The 22709-nt window shown below is 41.0% G+C and carries 22 protein-coding genes; 5 read left to right on the top strand and 17 right to left on the bottom strand.

Annotated elements, in window-relative coordinates; genetic code table 11:
• Window positions 1–187 precede the first annotated feature (187 nt).
• Window positions 188–1087: an NAD(P)-dependent oxidoreductase gene (locus BW961_RS06685; protein WP_068582490.1), complete on the top strand. Its 900-nt coding sequence runs from the start codon at window positions 188–190 to the stop codon at window positions 1085–1087.
• 126 nt (window positions 1088–1213) lie between these two features.
• On the opposite strand, the gene ppnP is transcribed toward BW961_RS06685, so the two are convergent.
• Window positions 1214–1525, bottom strand: coding sequence for a pyrimidine/purine nucleoside phosphorylase (gene ppnP / locus BW961_RS06680; RefSeq protein ID WP_068582487.1), 312 nt, complete (start codon window positions 1523–1525; stop codon window positions 1214–1216).
• A 48-nt stretch (window positions 1526–1573) separates the two neighbouring features.
• Window positions 1574–3616 carry a transketolase gene (gene tkt, locus BW961_RS06675; RefSeq protein WP_068582484.1) on the bottom strand — a complete coding sequence of 681 codons (2043 nt, stop codon included), beginning with the start codon at window positions 3614–3616 and terminating at the stop codon, window positions 1574–1576.
• Between the two features lie 424 nt (window positions 3617–4040).
• On the opposite strand from tkt, the gene BW961_RS06670 reads away from it, so the two are divergent.
• Both BW961_RS06670 and BW961_RS06665 read left to right on the top strand, forming a co-directional pair.
• Window positions 4041–4604 carry a C40 family peptidase gene (locus BW961_RS06670; protein WP_068582480.1) on the top strand — a complete coding sequence of 188 codons (564 nt, stop codon included), beginning with the start codon at window positions 4041–4043 and terminating at the stop codon, window positions 4602–4604.
• A 287-nt stretch (window positions 4605–4891) separates the two neighbouring features.
• On the top strand, window positions 4892–6223 hold the full coding sequence (locus tag BW961_RS06665) for a radical SAM/SPASM domain-containing protein (protein WP_068582477.1): 1332 nt from the start codon (window positions 4892–4894) through the stop codon (window positions 6221–6223).
• Window positions 6224–6455: 232 nt separating this feature from the next.
• Here the strand turns inward: BW961_RS06665 and BW961_RS06660 are convergent, their stop codons facing one another.
• The 4 genes from BW961_RS06660 to BW961_RS06645 form a co-directional block, all read right to left on the bottom strand.
• Window positions 6456–7103, bottom strand: a complete 648-nt coding sequence (locus BW961_RS06660; protein WP_068582476.1) for an HAD family hydrolase — start codon at window positions 7101–7103, stop codon at window positions 6456–6458.
• Window positions 7104–7252: 149 nt separating this feature from the next.
• On the bottom strand, window positions 7253–7576 hold the full coding sequence (locus BW961_RS06655; RefSeq protein ID WP_068582473.1) for a 2Fe-2S iron-sulfur cluster-binding protein: 324 nt from the start codon (window positions 7574–7576) through the stop codon (window positions 7253–7255).
• Window positions 7577–7695: 119 nt separating this feature from the next.
• Window positions 7696–8592: a formyltetrahydrofolate deformylase gene (purU, locus tag BW961_RS06650; protein WP_068582469.1), complete on the bottom strand. Its 897-nt coding sequence runs from the start codon at window positions 8590–8592 to the stop codon at window positions 7696–7698.
• A 42-nt stretch (window positions 8593–8634) separates the two neighbouring features.
• On the bottom strand, window positions 8635–9762 hold the full coding sequence (locus BW961_RS06645) for a deoxyribonuclease IV (protein WP_068582467.1): 1128 nt from the start codon (window positions 9760–9762) through the stop codon (window positions 8635–8637).
• Between the two features lie 271 nt (window positions 9763–10033).
• Between BW961_RS06645 and BW961_RS06640 the strand changes: the two genes are divergently transcribed.
• Both BW961_RS06640 and BW961_RS06635 read left to right on the top strand, forming a co-directional pair.
• The gene (locus BW961_RS06640; protein WP_068582464.1) at window positions 10034–10504 is read left to right on the top strand and encodes a DUF2621 domain-containing protein; all 471 of its coding nucleotides are present in this window, start codon (window positions 10034–10036) and stop codon (window positions 10502–10504) included.
• A gap of 155 nt (window positions 10505–10659) precedes the next feature.
• The gene (locus BW961_RS06635) at window positions 10660–11553 is read left to right on the top strand and encodes a TIGR01777 family oxidoreductase (RefSeq protein WP_068582462.1); all 894 of its coding nucleotides are present in this window, start codon (window positions 10660–10662) and stop codon (window positions 11551–11553) included.
• Here BW961_RS06635 and BW961_RS06630 read toward each other — a convergent pair.
• From BW961_RS06630 to BW961_RS06580, 11 genes are all read right to left on the bottom strand, one after another.
• Window positions 11538–13361, bottom strand: a complete 1824-nt coding sequence (locus tag BW961_RS06630) for a DUF6382 domain-containing protein (protein ID WP_068582460.1) — start codon at window positions 13359–13361, stop codon at window positions 11538–11540. The genes BW961_RS06635 and BW961_RS06630 overlap by 16 nt on opposite strands.
• A gap of 15 nt (window positions 13362–13376) precedes the next feature.
• Complete coding sequence (locus BW961_RS06625; RefSeq protein WP_068582457.1) at window positions 13377–13892, bottom strand: A24 family peptidase; 516 nt, start codon at window positions 13890–13892, stop codon at window positions 13377–13379.
• A 27-nt stretch (window positions 13893–13919) separates the two neighbouring features.
• On the bottom strand, window positions 13920–14888 hold the full coding sequence (locus BW961_RS06620; RefSeq protein ID WP_068582454.1) for a pilus assembly protein: 969 nt from the start codon (window positions 14886–14888) through the stop codon (window positions 13920–13922).
• Window positions 14857–17154, bottom strand: a complete 2298-nt coding sequence (locus tag BW961_RS06615; protein WP_068582451.1) for a hypothetical protein — start codon at window positions 17152–17154, stop codon at window positions 14857–14859. Before BW961_RS06615 ends, BW961_RS06620 begins: the two co-directional genes overlap by 32 nt.
• 57 nt (window positions 17155–17211) lie before the next feature.
• Window positions 17212–17877: a TadE/TadG family type IV pilus assembly protein gene (locus BW961_RS06610; RefSeq protein WP_068582449.1), complete on the bottom strand. Its 666-nt coding sequence runs from the start codon at window positions 17875–17877 to the stop codon at window positions 17212–17214.
• A complete protein-coding gene (locus BW961_RS06605) occupies window positions 17870–18061 on the bottom strand; it encodes a Flp1 family type IVb pilin (RefSeq protein ID WP_068582447.1) in 192 nt (63 codons plus the stop codon). The genes BW961_RS06610 and BW961_RS06605 overlap by 8 nt, the downstream gene beginning before the upstream one ends.
• 13 nt (window positions 18062–18074) lie before the next feature.
• Window positions 18075–18947: a type II secretion system F family protein gene (locus tag BW961_RS06600; RefSeq protein ID WP_394327603.1), complete on the bottom strand. Its 873-nt coding sequence runs from the start codon at window positions 18945–18947 to the stop codon at window positions 18075–18077.
• 13 nt (window positions 18948–18960) lie between these two features.
• Window positions 18961–19803, bottom strand: coding sequence for a type II secretion system F family protein (locus BW961_RS06595; protein ID WP_068583416.1), 843 nt, complete (start codon window positions 19801–19803; stop codon window positions 18961–18963).
• A 5-nt stretch (window positions 19804–19808) separates the two neighbouring features.
• Window positions 19809–21062 carry a TadA family conjugal transfer-associated ATPase gene (locus BW961_RS06590; protein ID WP_068582442.1) on the bottom strand — a complete coding sequence of 418 codons (1254 nt, stop codon included), beginning with the start codon at window positions 21060–21062 and terminating at the stop codon, window positions 19809–19811.
• Window positions 21055–22206 (bottom strand): nucleotide-binding protein, encoded by a 1152-nt coding sequence (locus tag BW961_RS06585; RefSeq protein ID WP_068582440.1) that lies wholly within the window; start codon window positions 22204–22206, stop codon window positions 21055–21057. Before BW961_RS06585 ends, BW961_RS06590 begins: the two co-directional genes overlap by 8 nt.
• A gap of 224 nt (window positions 22207–22430) precedes the next feature.
• Window positions 22431–22694, bottom strand: coding sequence for a hypothetical protein (locus BW961_RS06580; protein WP_068582436.1), 264 nt, complete (start codon window positions 22692–22694; stop codon window positions 22431–22433).
• Window positions 22695–22709 lie beyond the last annotated feature (15 nt).

Below are 22709 nucleotides of genomic sequence, written 5' to 3'. Positions count from 1 at the left end.
CCTCCTGAATTTTTATATATCAATCTCATTAATCCGTAAACCTTCTTTAAACTAGAATACTTCAAAATCATAGCACTGACAAGGTTTGGCAGGATCATTTGAACTCATTTGAGCCCCCAATGGCATGAACCAGACACTCGTGTTAATATAAATGAAGTTTATAACCTAAATAGAGAAGGTGAATCTTATGAAAAAAATCGGTTTTATAGGACTTGGAACGATGGGTTTACCCATGGCAACAAATCTCATTAACAAAGGATTCGAAGTAACAGTATACAATCGTACTACTTCCAAATGCCAACCTCTGATTAATCAGGGAGCTACTATAGCGTCGACACCACGAGAAGCTACCCATTATACAGATGTTGTGATCACGATGGTGAGTAATGACGATTCAATTCGTAGCATTTATTATGGTGAAGACGGCATTCTAGACGCTGTTTCCAGCGGAATGACCGTTATTGATTGCAGCACGATTTCTCCAGAACTTGTTAAGCAATTGGCTGCTGAAGTTAATAAACGAGGGGCACATTTTGTTGATGCTCCTGTTACAGGTAGCAGTCCAGCTGCTATTGATGGAACGCTTGTCTTTATGGTCGGAGGCAATGCAGATATCATTACCAACCAATCGGACATATTCGATACACTAGGCAAACGCGTCCTTCATATGGGACCTAATGGTAGTGGTGCCGTCGCTAAGTTAGCTCATAACACGATGGTAGGAATCAACAATCTCGCCTTAGTAGAAGGTTTCTCCATAGCCTCGAAGTCAGGTATTCCTGCTGACACATTCCTAGAACTCGTTCAGCTTGGTTCTGCCGGAAGTAAGGCAGCTGATCTCAAAGGTCGCAAGATTATAGATCATGATTTCACTAACCAATTCTCATTGCAACTCATGTTGAAAGATCTTAAACTTGCTTCTTCACTTACCGATTCCATCGGTGTTCCAACACCCATGTTGAACCTAGCAAAAAGCTTATTCCAAACAGGACAAAGCGAAGGATTCGGTGAAGAAGATCTCTCTGCTGTTGTGAAATGTTATGAAGCATGGATCGGTCACACCATTGCTGGCAAGCCACTTCAGTAGTTGTTTGTTAGCTTGAAGTTATCATGGATACTTTATGCGTGTTCATCATTGTAATAAAAAGGGTATGCCGGGGATCTTCCCAGGCTTACCCTTTTTATTATGGTTTTCTTTGAAATATCCGTTTAACTAAACATAAGAGCAGCAGTAATCCGTCACACTACGGACTTCAAGCTTGAATTTAGACTCACCAGGCACATGAAATGTACTTGGTCCTTGAATCGTTTGCCATTCAGTCGATCCTGGCAACAAAACATCCAGATCCCCAGAAAGGATCTCCATGATCTCTGGAACATCCGTGCCAAATTCATAAGTACCAGGTAGCATAATCCCCAGCGTCACCTTAGAACCGCCATCTAATATGACAGTACGACTAGTCACCTTACCGTCATAATACACATTGGCAGCCTTAACAATTGTAGCGTTACTGAACTCAGACATGTTGATCCCCACTCCCAATTTCAATAAGATATAATATCGGTTAGGCGATTAAAGAAGTGCTTTAACGCGGCTAACGACATTCTCAACCGTAAATCCGTATTCCTTCATGACACGGTCTCCTGGGGCAGATGCTCCGAATGTAGAGATACCTAGAATGTCACCTTGGTCTCCAACGTATTTCTCCCAGCCTAGTGGATAAGCCATTTCAACTGCAAGACGAGCTTTCACTTCTGGCAAGATAACAGACTCTTTATAAGCTTTATCTTGTTTCTCGAATAGATCCCAGCTTGGCATACTGATGACACGTACTTCAATGCCTTCTTTAGCTAGTTCTTCTTGAGCTCTAACGGCAAGTTGTACTTCAGAACCCGTAGCAAGAATTTGAGCAACTGGTTTGCCGTTCTTCGCATCAGCTACAACATAAGCACCACGTTTGATTCCTTCACGAGCACCTTCTACGGATGCAGTAAGAATTGGAAGATTTTGACGAGTCAATACAAGAGCTACCGGATTAGAAGTATTCTCAACCGTATATGCCCATGCAGCAGAAGTCTCATTAGCATCAGCCGGACGGATAACCGTAAGACCTGGGATAATACGTAGGGAAGCTAATTGCTCGATAGGCTCATGTGTTGGACCATCTTCACCTACAGCGATACTATCATGCGTCAACACGTATGTTACTGGAAGACCCATAATAGCTGCTAAACGAACAGCTGGACGCAAGTAATCGGTAAATACGAAGAACGTTCCGCCGAAAATTTTAAGTCCTTTGTGTAGTGCAATCCCATTCATCGCAGCAGCCATAGCAAACTCACGTACGCCATAATAGACATTGCGGCCATCATAACTTTCCGAAGTGAATGATGCTAGACCATTTAAGTGAGTCATCGTTGAACTTTCCAAATCAGCAGATCCACCTAGAAGCTGCGGTACATTACCAACTAGACCATTCAATGCACTACCAGAAGCTACACGAGTGGAGACTGCTTTGTCTTCAGTAGTATATTTAGGAAGGTCTTTGTCCCAACCTTCAGGAAGTTTTTCTGAAATAGCATTCTCGAATTGAGCTGCAAGCTCAGGGTAAGCATTCTTATATTTTGCAAATTGCTCTTCCCATGCTTGGTAAGTAGCAATACCATGTTCTTTTACTTTAGCGAAATGTTCACGAACTTCTTGTGGTACATAGAAGTCTTCTTCATATACCCATTTGTAAGCTTCTTTAGTTAACTTAGCTTCTTCAGAACCTAGTGGAGAGCCGTGCGTACCACCATGTCCACCTTTACCTTGTTTATTCGGGCTACCGTAACCAATAACGGTTTTCACTTCGATCAACGTTGGACGGTTCGTGTCCGCTTGTGCTTCTTTGATTGCTTTCTCAATTGCAGGAAGATCATTACCGTCTTCTACGCGCAATACTTGCCAACCATAAGCTTCAAAACGTTTTTGAACATTCTCAGAGAATGACAAGTTCAATTTACCATCCAAAGAAATATCATTGGAATCATAAAGAGTAATCAATTTACCTAGTTTAAGATGCGCTGCAAGTGAAGCTGATTCACTGGAGATACCTTCCATCAAGTCGCCATCACCACAGATAGCATACGTGAAGTGGTCAACTACGTTGTAGTTATCTTTATTATAAGTTGCAGCAAGTTGAGCTTCAGCCATAGCCATACCCACAGCCATACCAATACCTTGTCCAAGAGGACCTGTCGTCGCATCTACGCCAGCTGTGTGGCCGTATTCTGGATGTCCAGGTGTCAAGCTTCCCCATTGACGGAAATTCTTCAATTCTTCCATTGGAAGATCATATCCACTTAGGTGTAGCAAGCTGTACAATAACATCGAACCATGTCCTGCAGACAATACGAAACGATCCCGATTGATCCATGTTGGTTGATCAGGATTATGGTTCATCGTCTTCGCGAATAGTTGATATCCCATTGGAGCGGAACCCATTGGCATACCTGGGTGTCCAGAATTCGCCTTTTCAATGGCATCAATAGCCAAAGTACGTATCGTTGTAATGGATAAATTATCGATCGTGTTGTTCTCTTCTTTGTTAATCACTTGATTGTTGATAGTCATGTATATCCTCCTCATACTTCTGTTAAATCTTACGTCACAAAGCTCTTCATAACGTATTCCACTGCGCTATTATGAAATAAATACGCTTTGAATGTTTCAATATGACTTATTGTAACACTTGGCTCACTTCTTTTCCATATCCTTGTTCAGTTTTTACCTTCGCGAACTGACTTATCCCTTATATAATATAATAAAATCAGATCTGTGCATGTCATAATGAACTATTCAAATCAAACCCATCGGTTGTAAGTACCTCTGGGAATCCTATAATCAGAAAAACGGTTACTGCATCATTAGGAATTATAAGTAAATAAGTGATATAACTGTGGTAGACTACTACTATCATCAAAGAAGAGCCAATCGTAGCTCTGACTCATAATATTAAACTTTCTATAGTTATATAATGGAGTAGAGGATGATAACAATGATGAAGGACCACGAGATTTATGTCCTGCTTACGGATACGGGAACAGTTCTTAATAGAACCATTAAGTGGTTTACGAAGGATCCTCTAAATCATGCATCTATCGCCTTTGACAGAAAATTAACAGACGTCTATAGCTTCGGTCGAAAGACACCAAATAATCCATTCTTCGCTGGTTTTGTTAAGGAAGATATGAACTGGGAATTATTTAAGCATGCTACGTGTGAGGTATACTGCTGTAAAGTTAGCACGCAGGTCTATAACAATATTCGCAATCAAATTCTCGAAATGCAACGCAACCATGAACTATATAAATATAATCTAATTGGTATGCTTGCCCTTCTTCTTAATGTCGAAATCAAAAGGGACTATGCTTATTTCTGCTCTCAATTTGTAGCTTCTGTATTTGAAAACAATGGCATTCATTTAATTAATAAATCCTCATTGCTTGCTACACCTGGTGACTTAGTCAATGCCCCAGACCTACAACTAATCTACAAAGGAAAACTCCGCCACTATATCAAACCAACTCGAATAGCTTTCAAACGGACAAGAACTGCGTAACGTTTCAAAATAGGCATACGCTTTGATAAAGAGATCAACCCCCTATATTTTGCAAATCATATAAATATTATGAGGTAATAAGCTGCTCCGGTAATCACAACTGGTGCCAGCTTCTTTAATTTGGGTTGAAATCCCTCGTAATCTTGTTGTACCCTATCTGGGCAACTTTTCCTTGCAATGCCAACTATGACATTTGCAACTGTAAAAAAGGTGGAACTATTAGATGATATTAACGATGTGTGATAATGCGCATTTTAATTAACGTTAATGTTCAGGGGGATTAATAAATGAAACAACATAACTGGGTTCGATCCCGGTTTAATGCCATCTCTTCCACAAAGGAAGGTGAGCTCCTTCTATACAACAGCTATACAGGAGCTATTTCCGCATTTCCTGATGAGGAACGTGAGGAAGTCATGGCATCTCTCAAAGGTCATGGCATAATCAACACAGAACTGACAGAACTTCAACAACAGATGTTAGAGATGGGGTTCATCATTCCATCCGATGTGGACGAAGAAAGACGAGCACAGTTTCTATTTCAAGCTGTTAACCGTACGGATGTGTTACACCTTTCGATTCTAACGACAGAAGCTTGTAATTTCCGTTGCGTGTACTGTTATGGAGATTTCGTTAAGGGGAAAATGCCGCAAGACATTATCGAGGGTTTGAAAACCTTTGTTCAGAATCAAGCGAGAACTTTACGTCACTTATCGATTAGTTGGTTTGGTGGAGAGCCTTTAGCTGCCTCCGATGTGATTGGTGAGTTATCAGAAGCCTTTATCGAAGTTTGTGCCCAGTGGGGAATTGAATACAGTGCTGAAATTTTGACGAATGGTTATTTTTTAAAGCCGAAGTTGTTTGCGAAGTTAGATCAATGGCAGATTAAACGTTATATGATCACACTCGATGGTCCTGAAGAGATACATAATGCGAGAAGAAACCTCATTGGCGAGGGTGGAAGCTTCCAAGTCATCTTAAACAATCTAATTCAGATGAAAAAGACAGATAAAGACTTTGAAGTCGCACTTCGTGTAAATTTTGATAACGATAATTTACCGTATATGGATGAGCTTATCGATATTTTTGCAGAACATTTCGCTCATGATCGTAGATTTCAAACGTATTTTCGTCCTGTAGGACGTATGGGTGGAAAGAATGATGCTCATTTACCGATTTGTGATGATGCTACAAAAGATAAGATGATCTGGGAATTGACTCAGACTGCTCTTGATCGAGGCGTAGCAATGAGTTCAATCGTTGAGAATGCACTCATGCCTCTAGGATCAACCTGTTATTGTGTGAAGCCTAACGCCTTCGTTGTCGGGTCTGATGGGAGTTTATATAAATGCTCGGTAGCTTTTGATGAGCCTATTAATCAATTAGGGAAGGTACTTCCAGATGGGACATTTGACTTGGATTATGACAAATATGCTTACTGGGTCACCCCTGGTCCTGAACGAGATAAAGCTTGCGATGCATGCTTCTTCCGCCCTTCTTGCAATGGAAACCATTGCAAACTCTATCGAATGAGAAATGACGAGCGACCTTGCTCTTTTGAGAAAAAGGAAATCAAAAAAGTCCTCGAAACGATATATCAAGACCATACTCTAGCGTAGGAGGTGAATGTCATGCGTGTCATCAAAGCCGGAATCAAACCTGCCGAAGCAGCAGCTTCAGGAAGAGTTAGCAAGAACAATCCAGGTGGATTGAATAAAAAGTAACAGGACTGTTCGATGTGTATAGAAATAAAAGGGAGTTGCCCTTAAGACCATTAAATGGGCTTGGGCAATTCCCTTTTGTATAGAGGACAAGGAAAATTAAAAGTCATAGTCAGTGTCTATTAAATCCTTAGAGTTCCTTAATGAATGATTTCAGTTCTTCCGTTCGCGTAAAGATATGGTCTGGTTCTATTGAGAACTCCGTATTCTGTACTGTTCCAAACCAATGAGCACCTATCGTTAAGATATTTGCAGACTTCCCCGCCGTGATATCTGCATTACTATCACCAACAAAGACCACTTCATCTGACCGGAGATTCATCATATGTATTGATCTGTAGATCCCTTCCGGATCTGGTTTAGGCAGTGTAACTTCATCTCCAGCTATTGTAGTTATAAAAAAATCTGTAATTCCAAGATTTTTCAAACATATGTCTAAGCACTTTCTACTTTTGTTAGTAATAATCGACATCTTAATATGTAGTAAAGTTAACTCTTTTAAAAGATCTAGGATCTCTTGCGGCATCGTTACCATTTCATGAAAGTGCTTTTCAAAAATGACATAATAATATTCAATCGCTTCGTTCACTAAATCTTTGTTGAATATATTATTTTCAATAATTTCTTCTTCTGTAGGTCCAAACGTTTCTATAATCTCTTCATCGGTCAACAACTTATTCTCATACTTTAAAAATACCTCTCTAAAAGCCTTGAATGATAGTGGTAATGTATCTGCTAATGTACCATCAAAATCGAATAATACCGATTTAATTGTCAATTGGGTTCTCATCCTTTCAAATAAAAATAAAAATGCATCCTCTAGAAGAATTTCATCAGTTAAACCCAGTGGTTAATCCAATGTCTATTCTGTAGGATGCATTTCAGTTTAAAGTAAGTAATTTCGCAATAGTGGGATTCTTATGTTCCTTATTCTTGCGGACGTCCGCCCGGTTCCAAACCTGATTCGGAAGCTGTCATCAACGGCTTAACAGTTAGATCTGAGTGTACGCGAATCTGACAAGAAAGGCGGATATTAGGATCCGTAATCTCTTTTTTCGCAAGAAGTTCTGCTTCTACCTGCTGGATCGCTCCAGCGTCTCCCTCTAGAATCTCAACTCGGCAAGTTGTACATCTAGCGTTCCCACCACAACGGTGTAATATATCTACCCCATTGTCTTCAAGAACTAGTACAAGTTTTCTTCCTTCTTCGGCTTGAAATGAGCCTTTTCCTTCTACTTGAATCGTTGACATGTGAATTGCTCCCTTCGTTACATCTAAACTTCTATTTTACCTGATCTTGGAATCAAATGCTGAGAAACATGAAGAACCCCGCTCCGCTTGAGCGAGATTCTTTATGTTTAGTTCCTAGTTTAATTAAAAACAACCGTTTTATTCTCATGTACCAAGATTCGATCTTCAATATGCCATTTCACAGCTCTAGCTAGCACTACGCGTTCAATGGTCCGTCCAATTCTCTTCAGCTCTCTCACATCATCACGATGACTCACACGTTGTACGTCCTGCTCAATGATCGGTCCACCATCAAGCTCTTCTGTGACATAATGCGCAGTTGCTCCAATGATTTTGACACCACGGTGATACGCTTGATTATAAGGTTTGCCTCCCACAAATGCAGGAAGGAAAGAGTGGTGTATATTAATAATTCGATTACGATAGTGTTCAATAAACGTAGGTGAGATGATCTGCATATAGCGCGCAAGGATAATGACATCTATATCATCGCCAATCACTTCTAACTGCCGCATTTCCGCTTCTTTCTTTGTATCTGGGGTTACTGGAATGAGGTGGTACGGAATACCGAAGGATTCAACATATTCCTTCATGTCAGGATGATTACTAACGACCATCGCAATTTCCCCATCGAGATCTCCAGCTTGCCACTGCCAAATTAGTTCAACTAGACAATGATCTTCCTTGGAAACAAAGATAGCCATCTTCTTCTTGCGATTTACATTGTGAATTCTCCAATTCATCTTAAACATAGATGCTACCTCTTTGAACTGCTCTTCCAGTCCAGGCAACTTCTGCTCCAGTTCAACAAGATCGAATTCGACACGCATGAAGAACATGCCTCCAGCAGGATCCATAGTGTACTGATCTGATTGAACAATATTAGCTCCATGTTGATGTAAGAAATGAGATACAGCAGCTACAATCCCTGGTCCATCTGGACAAGAAATAAGCATTCGCGCACGTTCTTTGTATGGGTTTTCCGTTAAGGGAACACTCTTTGTGTGTACTTCCATTTTAATAATATACCTCACTCTCAACACTTGTGTTTGTTGGCTTTATAAACTTGTAATGTTATCCCTACCTGCTAAACATGCGATGATCCGTTGGTTAATTCCTTCTTCACTTAGATCAGAGAACAGATTAGCCTCTACAACCATGTCATACAAACGTTCTAATGGTTCCCGTGGATCGGCTTTTTTGGCCTTAGCATCATTCTTCAGCAAATTCCAAATATCCAATACAAAAGCTCTTGGGTCTATCTCTTGGGTTGCGAAATACGAATGAAGTTGTTCTACTTGACTCAGGAATTCAATTCCGAATCGTTCAGCCACATTTCCACGAAGCAAAGCAATCTCTACTTCATACATAGGCCGTTGCGTCTTGACATCTTTACCGATCCAAGGTGTTTCCAGAATAAACGGTAAGCCTTGTAGCTTCTCATGGTGGACAACGCGATTAATCGTATCAAATCCAATAAATCCACTACCGATAGGCGTATGACGATCCTTACCAGCACCACGCGGATTCTTGCTATCATTTAAATGGATAACACCAATACGCGAAAGTCCAATAATGCGATCAAATTCTTCAAGAACGCCATCTAAGTCACCGACGATATCGTATCCTGCATCATGAATATGACAGGTATCTACACATATGGTTAGACGTTCATTATGTTTTACTTTATCAATAATTCGAGCAAGCTCCTCGAAACTACGTCCAATTTCCGTTCCTTTACCAGCCATTGTTTCTAAGGCGATGTTAACATCTGTCTCATTTGTACCTTCTAACACATCATTTAACCCATCAGCAATACGCTGGATTCCGTAATCAGCATCCATATCTGTATACGCACCAGGATGTAATACAATATTCTTAACACCAATAGCATGTGTACGACGAATCTCTTCCTGTAAGAAGCTAATAGCAAGTTCATACGTATTGGACTTGTACGACCCTAAATTAACAATGTACGGTGCATGAACAACAATCTCCTCGACGCCATTTTTCTGCATCAGTTCATTGCCTTCTACAAGATACATGGAATCGATCGGCTTACGGCGCGTATTCTGTGGTGCACCGGTATATATCATAAACGAATTAGATCCATAGGTATTTGCTTCTTTAGCTGCACTCAATAAACCCTTGTCCGAAAAAGACACATGGGAACCAATTTTCAACATGTTGCATCCCCCTTTATCACGAATATCCTTTATATTAACTTGAATATCGAAAAAAATCTAGAAATGCGTTATAATCAAAAAGAAACAGCAGTTCCTTCCTGATTAAACCAGTTTTCTCTTCTGATATTAACGCTACTTCACAATACTTTCAGATAGCTATTTCTATAATAAATATAAAGATTTTATATGGAGTCAGACATAATCTTTCTTAGTATTTCCATATGAACAGGAATAAATGAAGTCAAGATAAATATCATTGAGGTGAATATATATGTATTCCACAATAGTGGCCAATTTGTTATTAAGCACCACGCCTAGTAGATGGTTCATGAACTCCATTGCCTTTTGGACAATCGTTATGATGGGAGCCATGTGTATCGGGGGCTTCTTCATGTTCCGTAAGTTTCTGAAGGTGCTACCCAAAGCAGATGGGAAATCCAAGTTAGATTGGCAGAATTATTGGGTAGAACGAAGTCGTCCGATGTGGAACGACGAATCGAAAGCACTTTTGGATTTGTTAGTTAGTCCCGTTCCCACGGCATTTCGAGATATAGCCAAACATTCCATTGCAGCTGAAATTGGTAAGATAGCTATTGAGAATAAGGCAACTGAAGTTACAAGGGACCACTGTATTCAAGGATACATTGTCGCTACTCCTAAGCGAGACAATAAGTTCTTGATGAAGTTTCTGAAAAAGAATGAGATTGATTACAAACCGTATGAACATTTACTAAACAGATAATATAATACGATTGAATAAGACTGCCTATCCTATACATATAAGACCACACCATTGAAATGAATCATTTCGACTGTGTGGTCTTTTTGTACAGAAAGAACGTGCCCCGCATGAGCGGATCAAACATATTAGTTAATAAGGAAAAGGAGCTTGTGATTATGAAAATCGCCATATGTGGAGGAACAGGTTTTATCGGACAATCCTTAATTAAGCATTGGACTACACAAGGACATCACATCGTCATCATTACTCGAAAGATCCCCTCGAATCCAACTTTCCACGAACATTTGGAGTACCTCACATGGGACCAAATAAATCATCATCCTGAGTCATTAGAGAATTTGGACGCACTTGTGAATCTTGCGGGAGCATCACTAAGTCAGCGGTGGACGAAACAAGCCAAGAAGCGGATCATGGAGTCACGACTCACAACCGTCTCATCTGTCAGGAAACTAATCTCCCAATTAAAGAAAAAACCTGCTGTTGTCATTCAGGCTTCAGCCATAGCCATTTACGGCACCTCTTTAGACGAAACATTCGATGAGCATTCGCAAACACGTGTTATGGATTTCCCGTCAGGCGTTGTCCAACAATGGGAAGATGCAGCGGATAGCATTCCAGATGTTCGATTAGTTAAATTACGAATCAGTGTAGTACTTGGAAATGACGGTGGGGCGTATCCGATGATGCGACTTCCCTTTAGGCTTGGCGTAGGTGGAAGAATTGGCAGTGGTCAGCAGTGGATGTCATGGATTCATATTTCGGATATGGTGAGGTTAATTGATTTCTGCATCCTTAACCCTAATATCGAAGGGCCTGTCAATGCTTCTGCATCACAGCCCGTCACGAACGACCAATTTGGTAAAGCTGTCGCGGCTATACATAATAAACCCTATTGGTTTCCCCTTCCGAGCTTTCTCTTAAAAGGGATCGTAGGCGAGCTATCACTTATCTTACTAAAGGGGCAACGTGTCATCCCAAGTAAAGCTCTTGAGCACGGATTCGTATTCACTTATCCGGAAATAAAAGGAGCTCTTCAAGATCTTAAGTGATACTTGTACTCTCCCTTAATGATTGTAAATGTATCCCCATCATGAAGTGGATACTCTTTGTAAGAGACCATAGGTTCCTTGTTCAATAAGGTACCATTCTTTGAACCCAAATCTTTAATGACATACCCTTCACTGCCTTTAGAAAGCTCTACATGGGCTCTTGAAGTTCCAGGTGTTTCTTCAACGAACTGGGCAACATCAGCCGATCTTCCAATAATGAAGTGAGGAACATTCAGTACAATTGGAGTCAACGCTTGCTCACCCTGGGGAGAGTCCCCTCTCAGCCCTTCTTGAACTCCTTGTCCTACTTCTCTTCGTTCAAGATAGGGATATGACTTATACGATGTGGAATATACATCTTGGGATGAGTTATTCTCCGGTTTCAATAGAACTGTTGCATTAACTCTAGGAGAGGATAACATCTCCGTTTTGTGACCCAATTGAGCATAATAATCACCTTGATCCTCTTCCTCATACATTGAAGTTACAGCTGATTCTCTATTCGTGATACCCCTGTCCGCTTGAGTACGTTCTGATGTAGGGTTATCTGGAAACACCCATCGCTTATCTGATGGCTCAAGTTCTTTCTCCTTTGATGAACTTCCGAAGAATCCTGTTAATTTCTCTACTTGAAATGACGATCCTCGTTTGCGATTTGAATCTTCCAATTTACCTGAATCAAATAAGGGTATTGATTCCGTTAAAGATTCTACACGCTTCACGGGTATACGTAGCATCTCCTTCCATCCTAACCATGCGATAACTCCAAGGACAGCTGTAACAAGGCTACAAACAATTAACATCAGTATGCTTGGATGGGCCATATAGAGGAATCTCCATGCAACAGCACAAGTAACTAAGCAACCTAAAGCTATATAGGTCGTCATTGAAGATGACTTATGTTCATCATCTCCATCCGTCATATCAACCTCATTATAATCTTCCTTCCATGAATGTTTATTCTCCGTTAAAGTATTCATTAGAGTCTTTCCTATTAGTTCTGGCTTTCTTGAAACAGTTGGGAGAGGATCTGACATTTCTGCCGAATCTACAGGGAATCTCACTTTTCGTTCAAGTTCTGTTGCGCGTGGGATGGTATTGGAGATGGAACTAGGAACGGAATGAGATTGAAGGGTCTGAGGTTGTTCTGTATGATGTCGATGTATATTAGATCGTTGTAAGTCTGATTGAAGTACATTATTGTGAACTTGCTGAGATGATAAGCTTTGTCCCGCTCCGGCGAGTAGATTCTGAAGCAGACTTTTCAAGCCTGACAATGTGAATTCCTCAACACTCACATAATGAAGTAACGTTTGTATACCATTGCCTTGCAATTCAGACACAGAAGCCATCAGCCTTGTTATCAAATGGTGGAGTGAAGATTGGATGGTTGTCGAATTCTTCATAGATTGAATAGGTATATAGGTCAGATATAGTGTACCCATATGGAGAGGCCCATCGATAAACATATAGTCTTCCTGAAGTATGTATTGATCTGGATCTAACATATATAATTTACTATCGTAGAGCGTACCTACAATTTGCAACAATAGACCGTAGTATTCATCTAGGCTTAATTTATCACTTTTGATCAAGTGAGTAAGCATTTTCTTATTAGAAATATCATATAGGATGCTCACTTTGAAATCTAATTCTTTCAAATGAAGAGGCAATAGATGAGGAACTTTCGCTGCTGAGATCATGCTAGTCTGGACTCTGCTTAAATCAGAGGAAGGAATTCCCGCAGGACTACTCAAAACCATATAATTTCCGCCATTATGAATGAAATCTCGCGTTAATCCAAACAATATATTCACCTCTCTCTAATAGGGTACCGCATATAAATAAGCACAGATCATACCCGGGACGACTGCAATCATAAATGGAAACCGAACCTGCTCCTTACTCACCATCCTCAGTGCTACAGTATCTTTTAGAACAAATAATCCTACAATGCCGTGAATCACCTTCCGAAGACGAATGAGAGTCTCCCTACGCCATAACAGTATGACAATTCCAATAATTCCTGCAAATAATACCGAATACAATAACGACTGAATTGTGAATAACGTTCCTGTCCAAGCCCCTATGCCACCGAACAGTTTAACATCACCTGCTCCGACAGCTCCCATCCAATACATAACTAGAAGTATGCCAAATCCAACTAACAATCCTTTTCCAGTGAACAACACTCCACTCCAGCCAGAGTCCATTAAATGATACAAGATTCCGCATATCATCGCTGGAATGGTAAGCATGTTCGGAATCTTCATTGATTTAATATCTGTAACGAAGGCCGTAACAACGAGAATGGCACATCCTGCAAAAGCAATTTCCATGCTTCTTCCTCCTATCTTTGTGAATACTCATCTTAGATCAACTACTGTAAACATGACTTCAACTCGTTGTCCGTCCTCTGTTGTAATCACAAATGGCCATGTCCCCGGCGTTGTATTCGTCCCAACAAACCACTCCCACTCGATATAACCTTCGGAATCCGCCTGACTCCATCCAAGATACTTTGCAGTACTCGCACCACTTTTATAAAATACAGCAAGTTGTGCTGTAGAGTTAGGCGCTACCTTTACCCTCACTATTGTTTTCTTTCCAACAACCGCAGGATCAGGCTTCTCTAAGACCTGAATAGATGTTGAGGGCTCTTCTTCACCCGTACCCCCTTCTGTGGATTCTGATGTATCACCGATCCATAGACGTTCTTGAGCTTTCGCTTGTATCACAATTTTTTTATTAATAAAGGGTACTTTTATCGGCAGTTCATAACTGAGTTCAATACCGAAATACGGATTACTTCTAGTCTTCATATCAGGAAGATAAATATTGGATACATGGATCCGATTCACATTTAAGAATTCACTCTGAATGAAGGGCTTCAATAAAGGCTTAACTACAGGATCGAGTACAGCTTCAGCCGTTGCGTTTTTTATTTTCTGTAACGGTTCATCTCCCTTAGCTGCAGCATCCATCATCCATTGACTAAATGGGGCTGGAAGAGAACTGCTATACTGGGATGCCCAATCTGTCACAGATACCTTAGGGATGATCCAATTCCCTGTTAACTTATTGTCCTTATTCTCCTCTGACGGTATTTCTGGCTCCACTACTAATGCAATAGGATACATATGAGAAGAAACCATCTTAACTGTATCGGATACGGTGCTTTGAAGTGAGGTTGAGATCAGTGTCATTTGAATCATATAGATTAGAAACACAATGAAAAAAATAAAAAACGGAAACACCAATGCAGCTTCAAGAACCATACTACCGTGTTCTTTCTTCGTTCTTCTAATAGGAATAATCGGCTTGTTTGATAGCATAATAACGGTTTCCTTCCACTTCATCTTCGCCACTCGTTGCTGAGCCGAACATTTTCATGATGCCAGGGAGAAACCATAACTTCATACCGATCCGAACTTCCCCAGAGGAATAAGTCGCCCGCTCAGCGGGGTTAATACCCGTATTGAAACGAATCAGTGAGAGCATACGCGACATTTTTCTATCATTATTACTATGAATAAAAAGAAATACCCTCAAATAATCACGGTAAGTCATTTCCACTTTTAAGTACGTAGACAATTCTATCGATCCTTTTTGACACAGTTGAATCATATCTAACATCGCCATTTCAATACCATATAACAATGAAGCAGCTAGAATTAATAAAGGATTGCCCAGTTTACTATTCTTTACCAATCCTTCCATCGTCCGAATCGCTAGTCGCACTCCAAAAATCTCCGCATAAGCCGCTGATACGTTACCTACTGGATTATGAAATCCGTATAAAATATACTCTAGTTCCTGCTTATTGATACTTAGTTGTTCCACTAAATCGTTCCCTATGGAGCTATCAGGGTTACTAACGATACTCCCCAACTGTGTAATATCAAAATGATGGAAATAGAGAGATGCATACTCATTTTGGTAAAATTCATCCTGTAAGCCAGTCAACATACCACCCATCGACCCAAATAAACCATCCATATTATCCATAGCTGAAGTACTAGCGTCATAAGGATTATTATCCAGTTGAGCTCCTTGATAGGAGGAATCACCCACGGATTGTTTATTAAAGGTAACGCTATCATCATAATATTGTTGAAGCGTACGATACTCCTCCATGTAGCCTCCGGCCTTATCGCTCAATTCATTTATCTTATTTAGGATATTGGCAGCATCCTTTAGCTTGGCTTTAGCCTTCTTCTCCGTTTCCTTCCGCTCCTTATCCGAAGAACGATTCTCCTCTAATTTCCTTAGTTCTGCTTCAAGAATGTTTTCTGAACCAGAAATAAAATATTTACGCAAATAATCGTCCACCTGGACTCTTGTCTCAATAACGGCAGATTTCATCTGACTACTACTGGACATCGTACCAAAGGCTCCACTCATCGTAGAACTAAAAGATGATACTTGGGTATCTAACGCTTGAGAGTGATTGATCTGAACCTCAATCTCTTTCTTTAAATCTTGTAATAACGCTTCAGGTAGCAGTAATTTCTCCGTCTGCCCTCTAATCTTACGAATGGCTTCTGAGTCTTCCTTACTTAATTCTTCGGTGCTTCCCGGACTGTCCTCACGAGTTACCTTATCGTACCCTTCACTTTGGGAGCGGTTCTCTGACTCCGTAATCACTTGTTTCATTTGTTCATTCATCTTATATGCTTCTTCCCATTGCTCTAACGCTTCGGGTAACATCTTTAAGTGATCCGCACGTGATGCGTTCTGATTATTAGAAATAGATGATAATACGCTGGAAGAACCTTGCTGATAACCACTAATCAAACTTCTATATGAATCCATTAAGGCTATCTCAGCATCCTCATTATCATCTTCACTCTTGTCTGCTGAACTCCTCTCCTGTCTCTGGGCAATTAGACGCTCCAACTCATTTGACTTAAGCACAAAATCATCATATTGAGCGGCTATATCCTTACCAGAATGGATGCCTCCACCCAATGACTCATTGGAAATGTGAGTACTAGCCTGATCCATGATCAGGTTAGCTATATTGTCTACGCTCTGCGCTGCCTTTTTCTGTTTCGTAAGCATCTCGTCTAATGCATCTTCGCGTTTGTCATATAACTTTTGAAGCTTCTTTAGTACATCCACTGTGTTAGAAGCTTCCTTCATAGACTCAGAAATCGGCTTGAATTTATTAACAATTTCTAACGTGAAGTCTATGGGTGCTTTATATTTCATTTCTTCACCGATTTGGCGATTGAATATTTCATATTCCCCGAGCATCCGCTCCATTTGTAACGAGGATGTATCTAGTTCAAGAGGTAGTATTGAAAAGGCGTCTCCTCGATCTCCATGATCCATGCTGTCATTTAGCACCCCAGACATGATCTGATCTCCGCTACTCTCACCATAAGCGAACAATCCATATTCCTGCTGTAATTCTGGTTCATAGGCAGACATCACAGAACGAACTGCGGAGTGTACTAAGCGCTCACTCTGAACCTTCATTGCAGCAATTCGTGCGTAGTCTATGAATAAAGCTACGAAAGTAAACACAATAGCTAGGATCAGGATAAGAAAAATTGACACTGAGCCCCTCTGGTCTGTATGCCATTTACTGAACATGTTCTCCCCCCTTCCCTCCAGCATTCGACATTTGCGCTATCCTTGTCTCGCTAGAGTTTATTTACTTTTTGAACCATACTTCTTCAACACTTCTCCTGCATTACCTTGATTAGTCGAACTACCCCCTGATCCTTTGAATTTAGCGGCATAATATCTCATCAAATCAACCGTTCTAATAAATTCAACAGGCTCAACAACGACAGATTGAGCATTCGCATCTATCTTAGATCCTCCCGAAAGGATCTGGTCTAAAGGAGGTAAATTAATAAGTTGATCTAATTCAGTACTCACTTTACGTAGTAGCAGATTATTCTGATACGTTATCTCACCTTGCATATTCCCAGTTACAAGCGTGCTTACTTTGGACAATTTCGTAGTAGGAAGTGATCCTGAGTTCTCGCCTCCAGGTAGAGAAATCGATTGTTTATTCTCAGCCCCCGCCCATCCAAACATGGCACCTACCATCTGATCATCCTTAATCCGCCAATACAATGAATCATACTGCCCTTTAGGAAAGGCTCCCTTATACACTTCTTTATGACTGTTATCCCAGCTATAAGCCGATCTCTCCGCCGCCGCAGAAGCAACTTGTTGTAATATAGACTGTTGGTAAATGTACATGCAGAAGAACATGAGGATTATCGTCACCATCAGCACGATAGGCATAGCGAGAGAAGCCTCAAGCGTGAAGCTTCCCTCGTTACCTTTGAGTTTATTACTCACTAATGAAATCCTCGCTTTTTTTACCTACCTTTTCCAATAGATTTGCAACAATGAGACTTAGTTGTTTTCTAAAGATAATAGCTATAACAACAATTGCTGCAATAATCAAGATCATCTCCAACATTCCTAACCCTTCTTCTTCCTTCCAGAATCCCTTCACTTTTCCCCAAGCAATCGTTAACATATCAACATTCCTCCTACATATTCATCATCATCATTGCGGGTGTACCTACCAGCACAACTACTACCATAAAAATAACGACCATCGGAAATACCAGCTTGGAAGATGCCTGCTCACCTCGAGTACGCGTGATCATTTTGCGACTCTCCCATAATGTTCGTGATAAATCACGTAGTGCCAATACAAAATCATTGCCTCCACGTCTGAAATTCAACAGAACCGTAGTTGTAAAAATGGATACTTCTTGTAATGCGCTTCGCTTACTAAAGCTTTCAAAAGCCTGTTGGAAAGAGTAGCCACTATCCCAATCCTGAATCATACGATTCAACTCTTTATACAAGGGATGATCGTATTGTTCTTTCTTACGTTCAACACAATGCGCTATCGCCTTTTGTACCGTTTCACCTGCACCTACGAGTAACACAATTTTGTTCAGCAATTCGGGAAGCTCCATCAATATATCTTGATCACGAACTTGAACCTTGCTATACAAATCCTTCACCATCGCTACAGGTAAGAGGACTGCTAAAGCACCACCTAATATGAATCCTGTCTTCTCGCCCAACCCTATGGAAAGAACACATCCAGCGCATAGTAGCATCCAGCTGTAACACATCATTTCTCCTAAATAGAGCAATGTCATCTCGCTACTGTATCTCATGCCGTGAATTTTCTGAATCGAACGCTGAACTTTATAGAAGAAAAACGGAAACCTTGTCGTTATCTTTGACTTGTCCAAAATAACCAACATGGGCACTACCACCTTACTAAGACGTAGCCCTTCCATAGGTAGCCTGCTAAGCCTTCGATACTTCTCATCTCTATGCCAGTTCAGTACCACCCAACATCCCACTAACAGAAGTAGCAACACGACGTATAGGATAATCATTGCCATCCCTCTTCTACAATTTGATGTTCATAATCTTGCTAATCCAGATAGCACAAGCTCCTAATACACCCAGAGATAGCGTGGAAATAATGAATCCAATACCGCTGTACATCGGTAGCATGTAATCAGGCGATGATAAGTTCATGAACAATATCATCAAGACCGGCGCTGCAAGAATAGCCTTAGATTCGAACCTTTTCTGAGCAATCATAACCGAAATTTCCTGTTGAATATCGAGCTTCTCACCAATGATAGTAGATGTTCGGCGTACGACTTCTACTAGATCTCCGCCTGTTCTTTTGCATGTCGTGAATACATCGGCGAAATTCGTGATATCTTCCATTATCGCTCGTCGGCTGAAATCCTGTAACGCTTCCTCAATAGGCTCACCATACTCTAGACGGGCGCAGATAATGTTCAATTCCATAATGAGATCATTCTCTGCCTCTGGGTCTAACATACGTAAATCCTGAACAGCCTCCCTAAACCCATTCTCTACTGAACGACCTGCTGAAAGTGAGGATGATAACGAGAAGAGCGCCTGTTTGAAATGAAGATTCATCGCAGCGCGACGGCGATTCAACCTATACTTTCTCCAGTATCCGGGAACAAACCAAGCACTACAGGCTATCAGAAGAGAAGCAATCCATTGGTGATAGAACAAATATCCTATTCCATACAAAAGGAACCCTCCAATAATGATGCACATGACTCTCTCAACCGTACTTAGCTCATAAATGCTATAGTCAGGAAGAGAGGAGCGCAATGGCTCTATTCCATCTACTCTTTCACCAGATTTCTTGTTGGTTCTGGCCGTCTTCTCTTTAGACCTTGCCTTTGACTTTACTTTCGTCATCACTGTCACTCACGCTTCACCTCCTCACCCCCCATCACAAGTACATCATCAAGACCTGCCATCTGTAGCTTCTCAACGTGTTGCATGGAATGGCCACAGGGCTCCAATTCTCCAATGATTCGTCCATCCTTCTCTCCACTCTCCCGAAATCGAAAGAGTGGACTTACTTGTACCTCTCCGCTCTCCATACCCAGTACCTCACTAATTTCTGTAACTCGCCTTGAGCGATCACGCAACCTAGATAGATGAACTAGAATATCAATAGCAGAACTAATCTGCTGACGAACGACAAGTATGGGAAGATTAGCCCCGCTAAGTACCATCGTTTCGAGGCGACTAATCATATCCTTTGTGCTGTTGGCATGCCCAGTTGAGAGGGAGCCATCATGTCCCGTATTCATGGCCTGTAGCATATCTAAAGCCTCACTCCCACGGACCTCACCGACCACAATTCGATTCGGACGCATACGTAAAGACGATCGAATCAGGTCACGAATCGTAACTTCTCCCCTTCCCTCTGTATTAGCATTTCGTGTCTCCAAAGAGACTAGATTAGGGACGGTTACAATCTGGAGTTCTGCTGAGTCCTCTATCGTAATCACACGTTCATCTACCGGTATGAACTGAGATAAGGCGTTAAGAAACGTTGTCTTTCCTGATCCTGTACCTCCACTGATGAATATGTTATATTTCCCTACTACCAATTTTTGAAGAAAGTGCGCCGCCTCCTCGCTTAATGCACCACGCCTCACTAAATCACTCATCGTCATAGGTGACTCTGGGAATTTACGAATCGTCATGGTAGGCCCTTTCAACGCTATAGGAGGCAGAACAATATTGACACGTGATCCGTCTTTTAACCTCGCATCTACAATTGGAGATGACTCATTAACTACCCGGTTTACGCCTGCCACAATGCTCTGAATAATATCCTCTAAGCGGTTCTGTGACTCGAACTGTTGCGTAATACGTTTTACCTCTCCTTCTTGTTCTATGAATATATCTTGATGGCTGTTGATCATAATTTCCGTGATGGACGGATTGTCCACTAAGGGCTGTAGAACATCCAATCCACGGAAAGAGTCATAAATACGACGAATCAGTGTACGTTTCTCCATTGCAGTTAAATCCTGTAATTCCCCTCGCTCAAGTACAGTTCTTTCGATATATTTCATTAACTCAGCATCATCCACTGCAGATGTCACATCTAGACCCGATCGAATACTGCTTCGAATAATCTTGAACATTTCCTCATCCATGAGAGGCTCCTCCAACACCAGCAGGTAAGAGATCTCCCACTAAGTCTCCACACAGATTCAGAATATCTCTTTGAAAGATCGGTGAACTCAATAGTATCTCCTCATGACATACCTGCTTCCATGAAGGAATATACGGCAAGACACCATCAATACGCTCGATCTGGACCGGCAGTGTATTCGCAAGACTCCCAACATAACGATTTAAGATAAACCGACTCTTTCGCATCATGTCACTGAATAAGGAAGGATTACTTCTCTCTATAAAAGAAAGCCATTGTCCGCTCTTGTACATACTGATCACATCATCAAGCAGCAACCATACTAGACTCTCACACACTTCCATAACCGCTTCGCACCGTTCTCCCGCGCCTGTATCTGTATCCGCGATCAGGACATCATATTGTCCACTCTTTGCTATTAACTGCATGAGTTGACTTACATCATTCTTACTCATCTGAAGCCATTCCTTAAGGTTAGTCAATGGTTCGAATATATCCGCCTTCATTCCTTCATGTGAAATCACATAAGATGAAATGGAAATAGATGAATAATCCTTCAATTCTTGTGCAGATTTCAACTCGTATAGCAGACGAGAAAGCCCTTGACCACTTTCTCTATTTCTAATCTGCCTTGGAAAGACAGCACTGCTATTCATCGTCTCCAAGTTAAGATAGAATACCGACAATCCACTAGCCCCTAATTGCTTAGCCATATTTAATGCCGTTGTCGTCTTTCCACTTCCTCCAACGGCAGATAACAATCCAATCATCACTGTCTCACCTAAGGTTCGTACGGAAGCTCGCTTCACCTGACTTACAGACAAATCCAGAATAGCATCAAGCAATTGAGAGAGAGGTTGATATTTCGTAAGAACAGGACCTTTCAAAGAACTCTGTCCCATGTCGTCTAGGACAATCCATGTTATTGTCTGATCTCCTTGATTCAACCAAGGCGCTAGAAATACACTTTCCGCTACCACGACTTCCGGTCTTTCATTTCCGTTCATATATTGTAGAAATTTGTCTACCTCAGTAAACGCGATGACTCTCATTTTCTCACCATACTTACTACCATGGACGTATTGAAGTAAAGGCTCTATATATTCACTTTCCTCTACAGCAAGGACTACTCTCACAGGAATCACAAATCCCCCTCCTTCCAAATAAAACAAAAAAAGCACCGTTCAACAGCCGCAATGACGCGGTTGTTAAACGGTGCTTCCGTTTACGATCTATTAATTTACTGATAGAATATCACAGTTTATTCCAGTCAGCAAGAACAATTTAATATCTTAAATACTTCACCCATAATCCATTCTATCATCGGTGCTCCATGAATAGACACACCTCTTCACAACATTTCATCACGTTATATGGGTAACATATCTTCGGAAATCACTTTGGATTTACATGCTTTACATACACCCACCACAGTCCCATTGTCACTTGCATAGAAAGTGATTTTATTGATTTTTTTACAATAGGTACATTTCTGCATCGTTTGTCTATTATTCTTCTCCTTCTCAAACTTAATGATATTATGACTAGATCTCCGACTCCTTAAAGTCCTTACCAACACAATAAGTCCAACGATAACCATGAGCGCCACGATAACTAACCCGATATATTCCACTGAACAGACTCTCCC

Source organism: Paenibacillus macquariensis (assembly GCF_900156375.1).
GTDB lineage: Bacteria > Bacillota > Bacilli > Paenibacillales > Paenibacillaceae > Paenibacillus_AQ > Paenibacillus_AQ macquariensis.
This window is presented reverse-complemented; position numbering and strand designations above follow the sequence as displayed.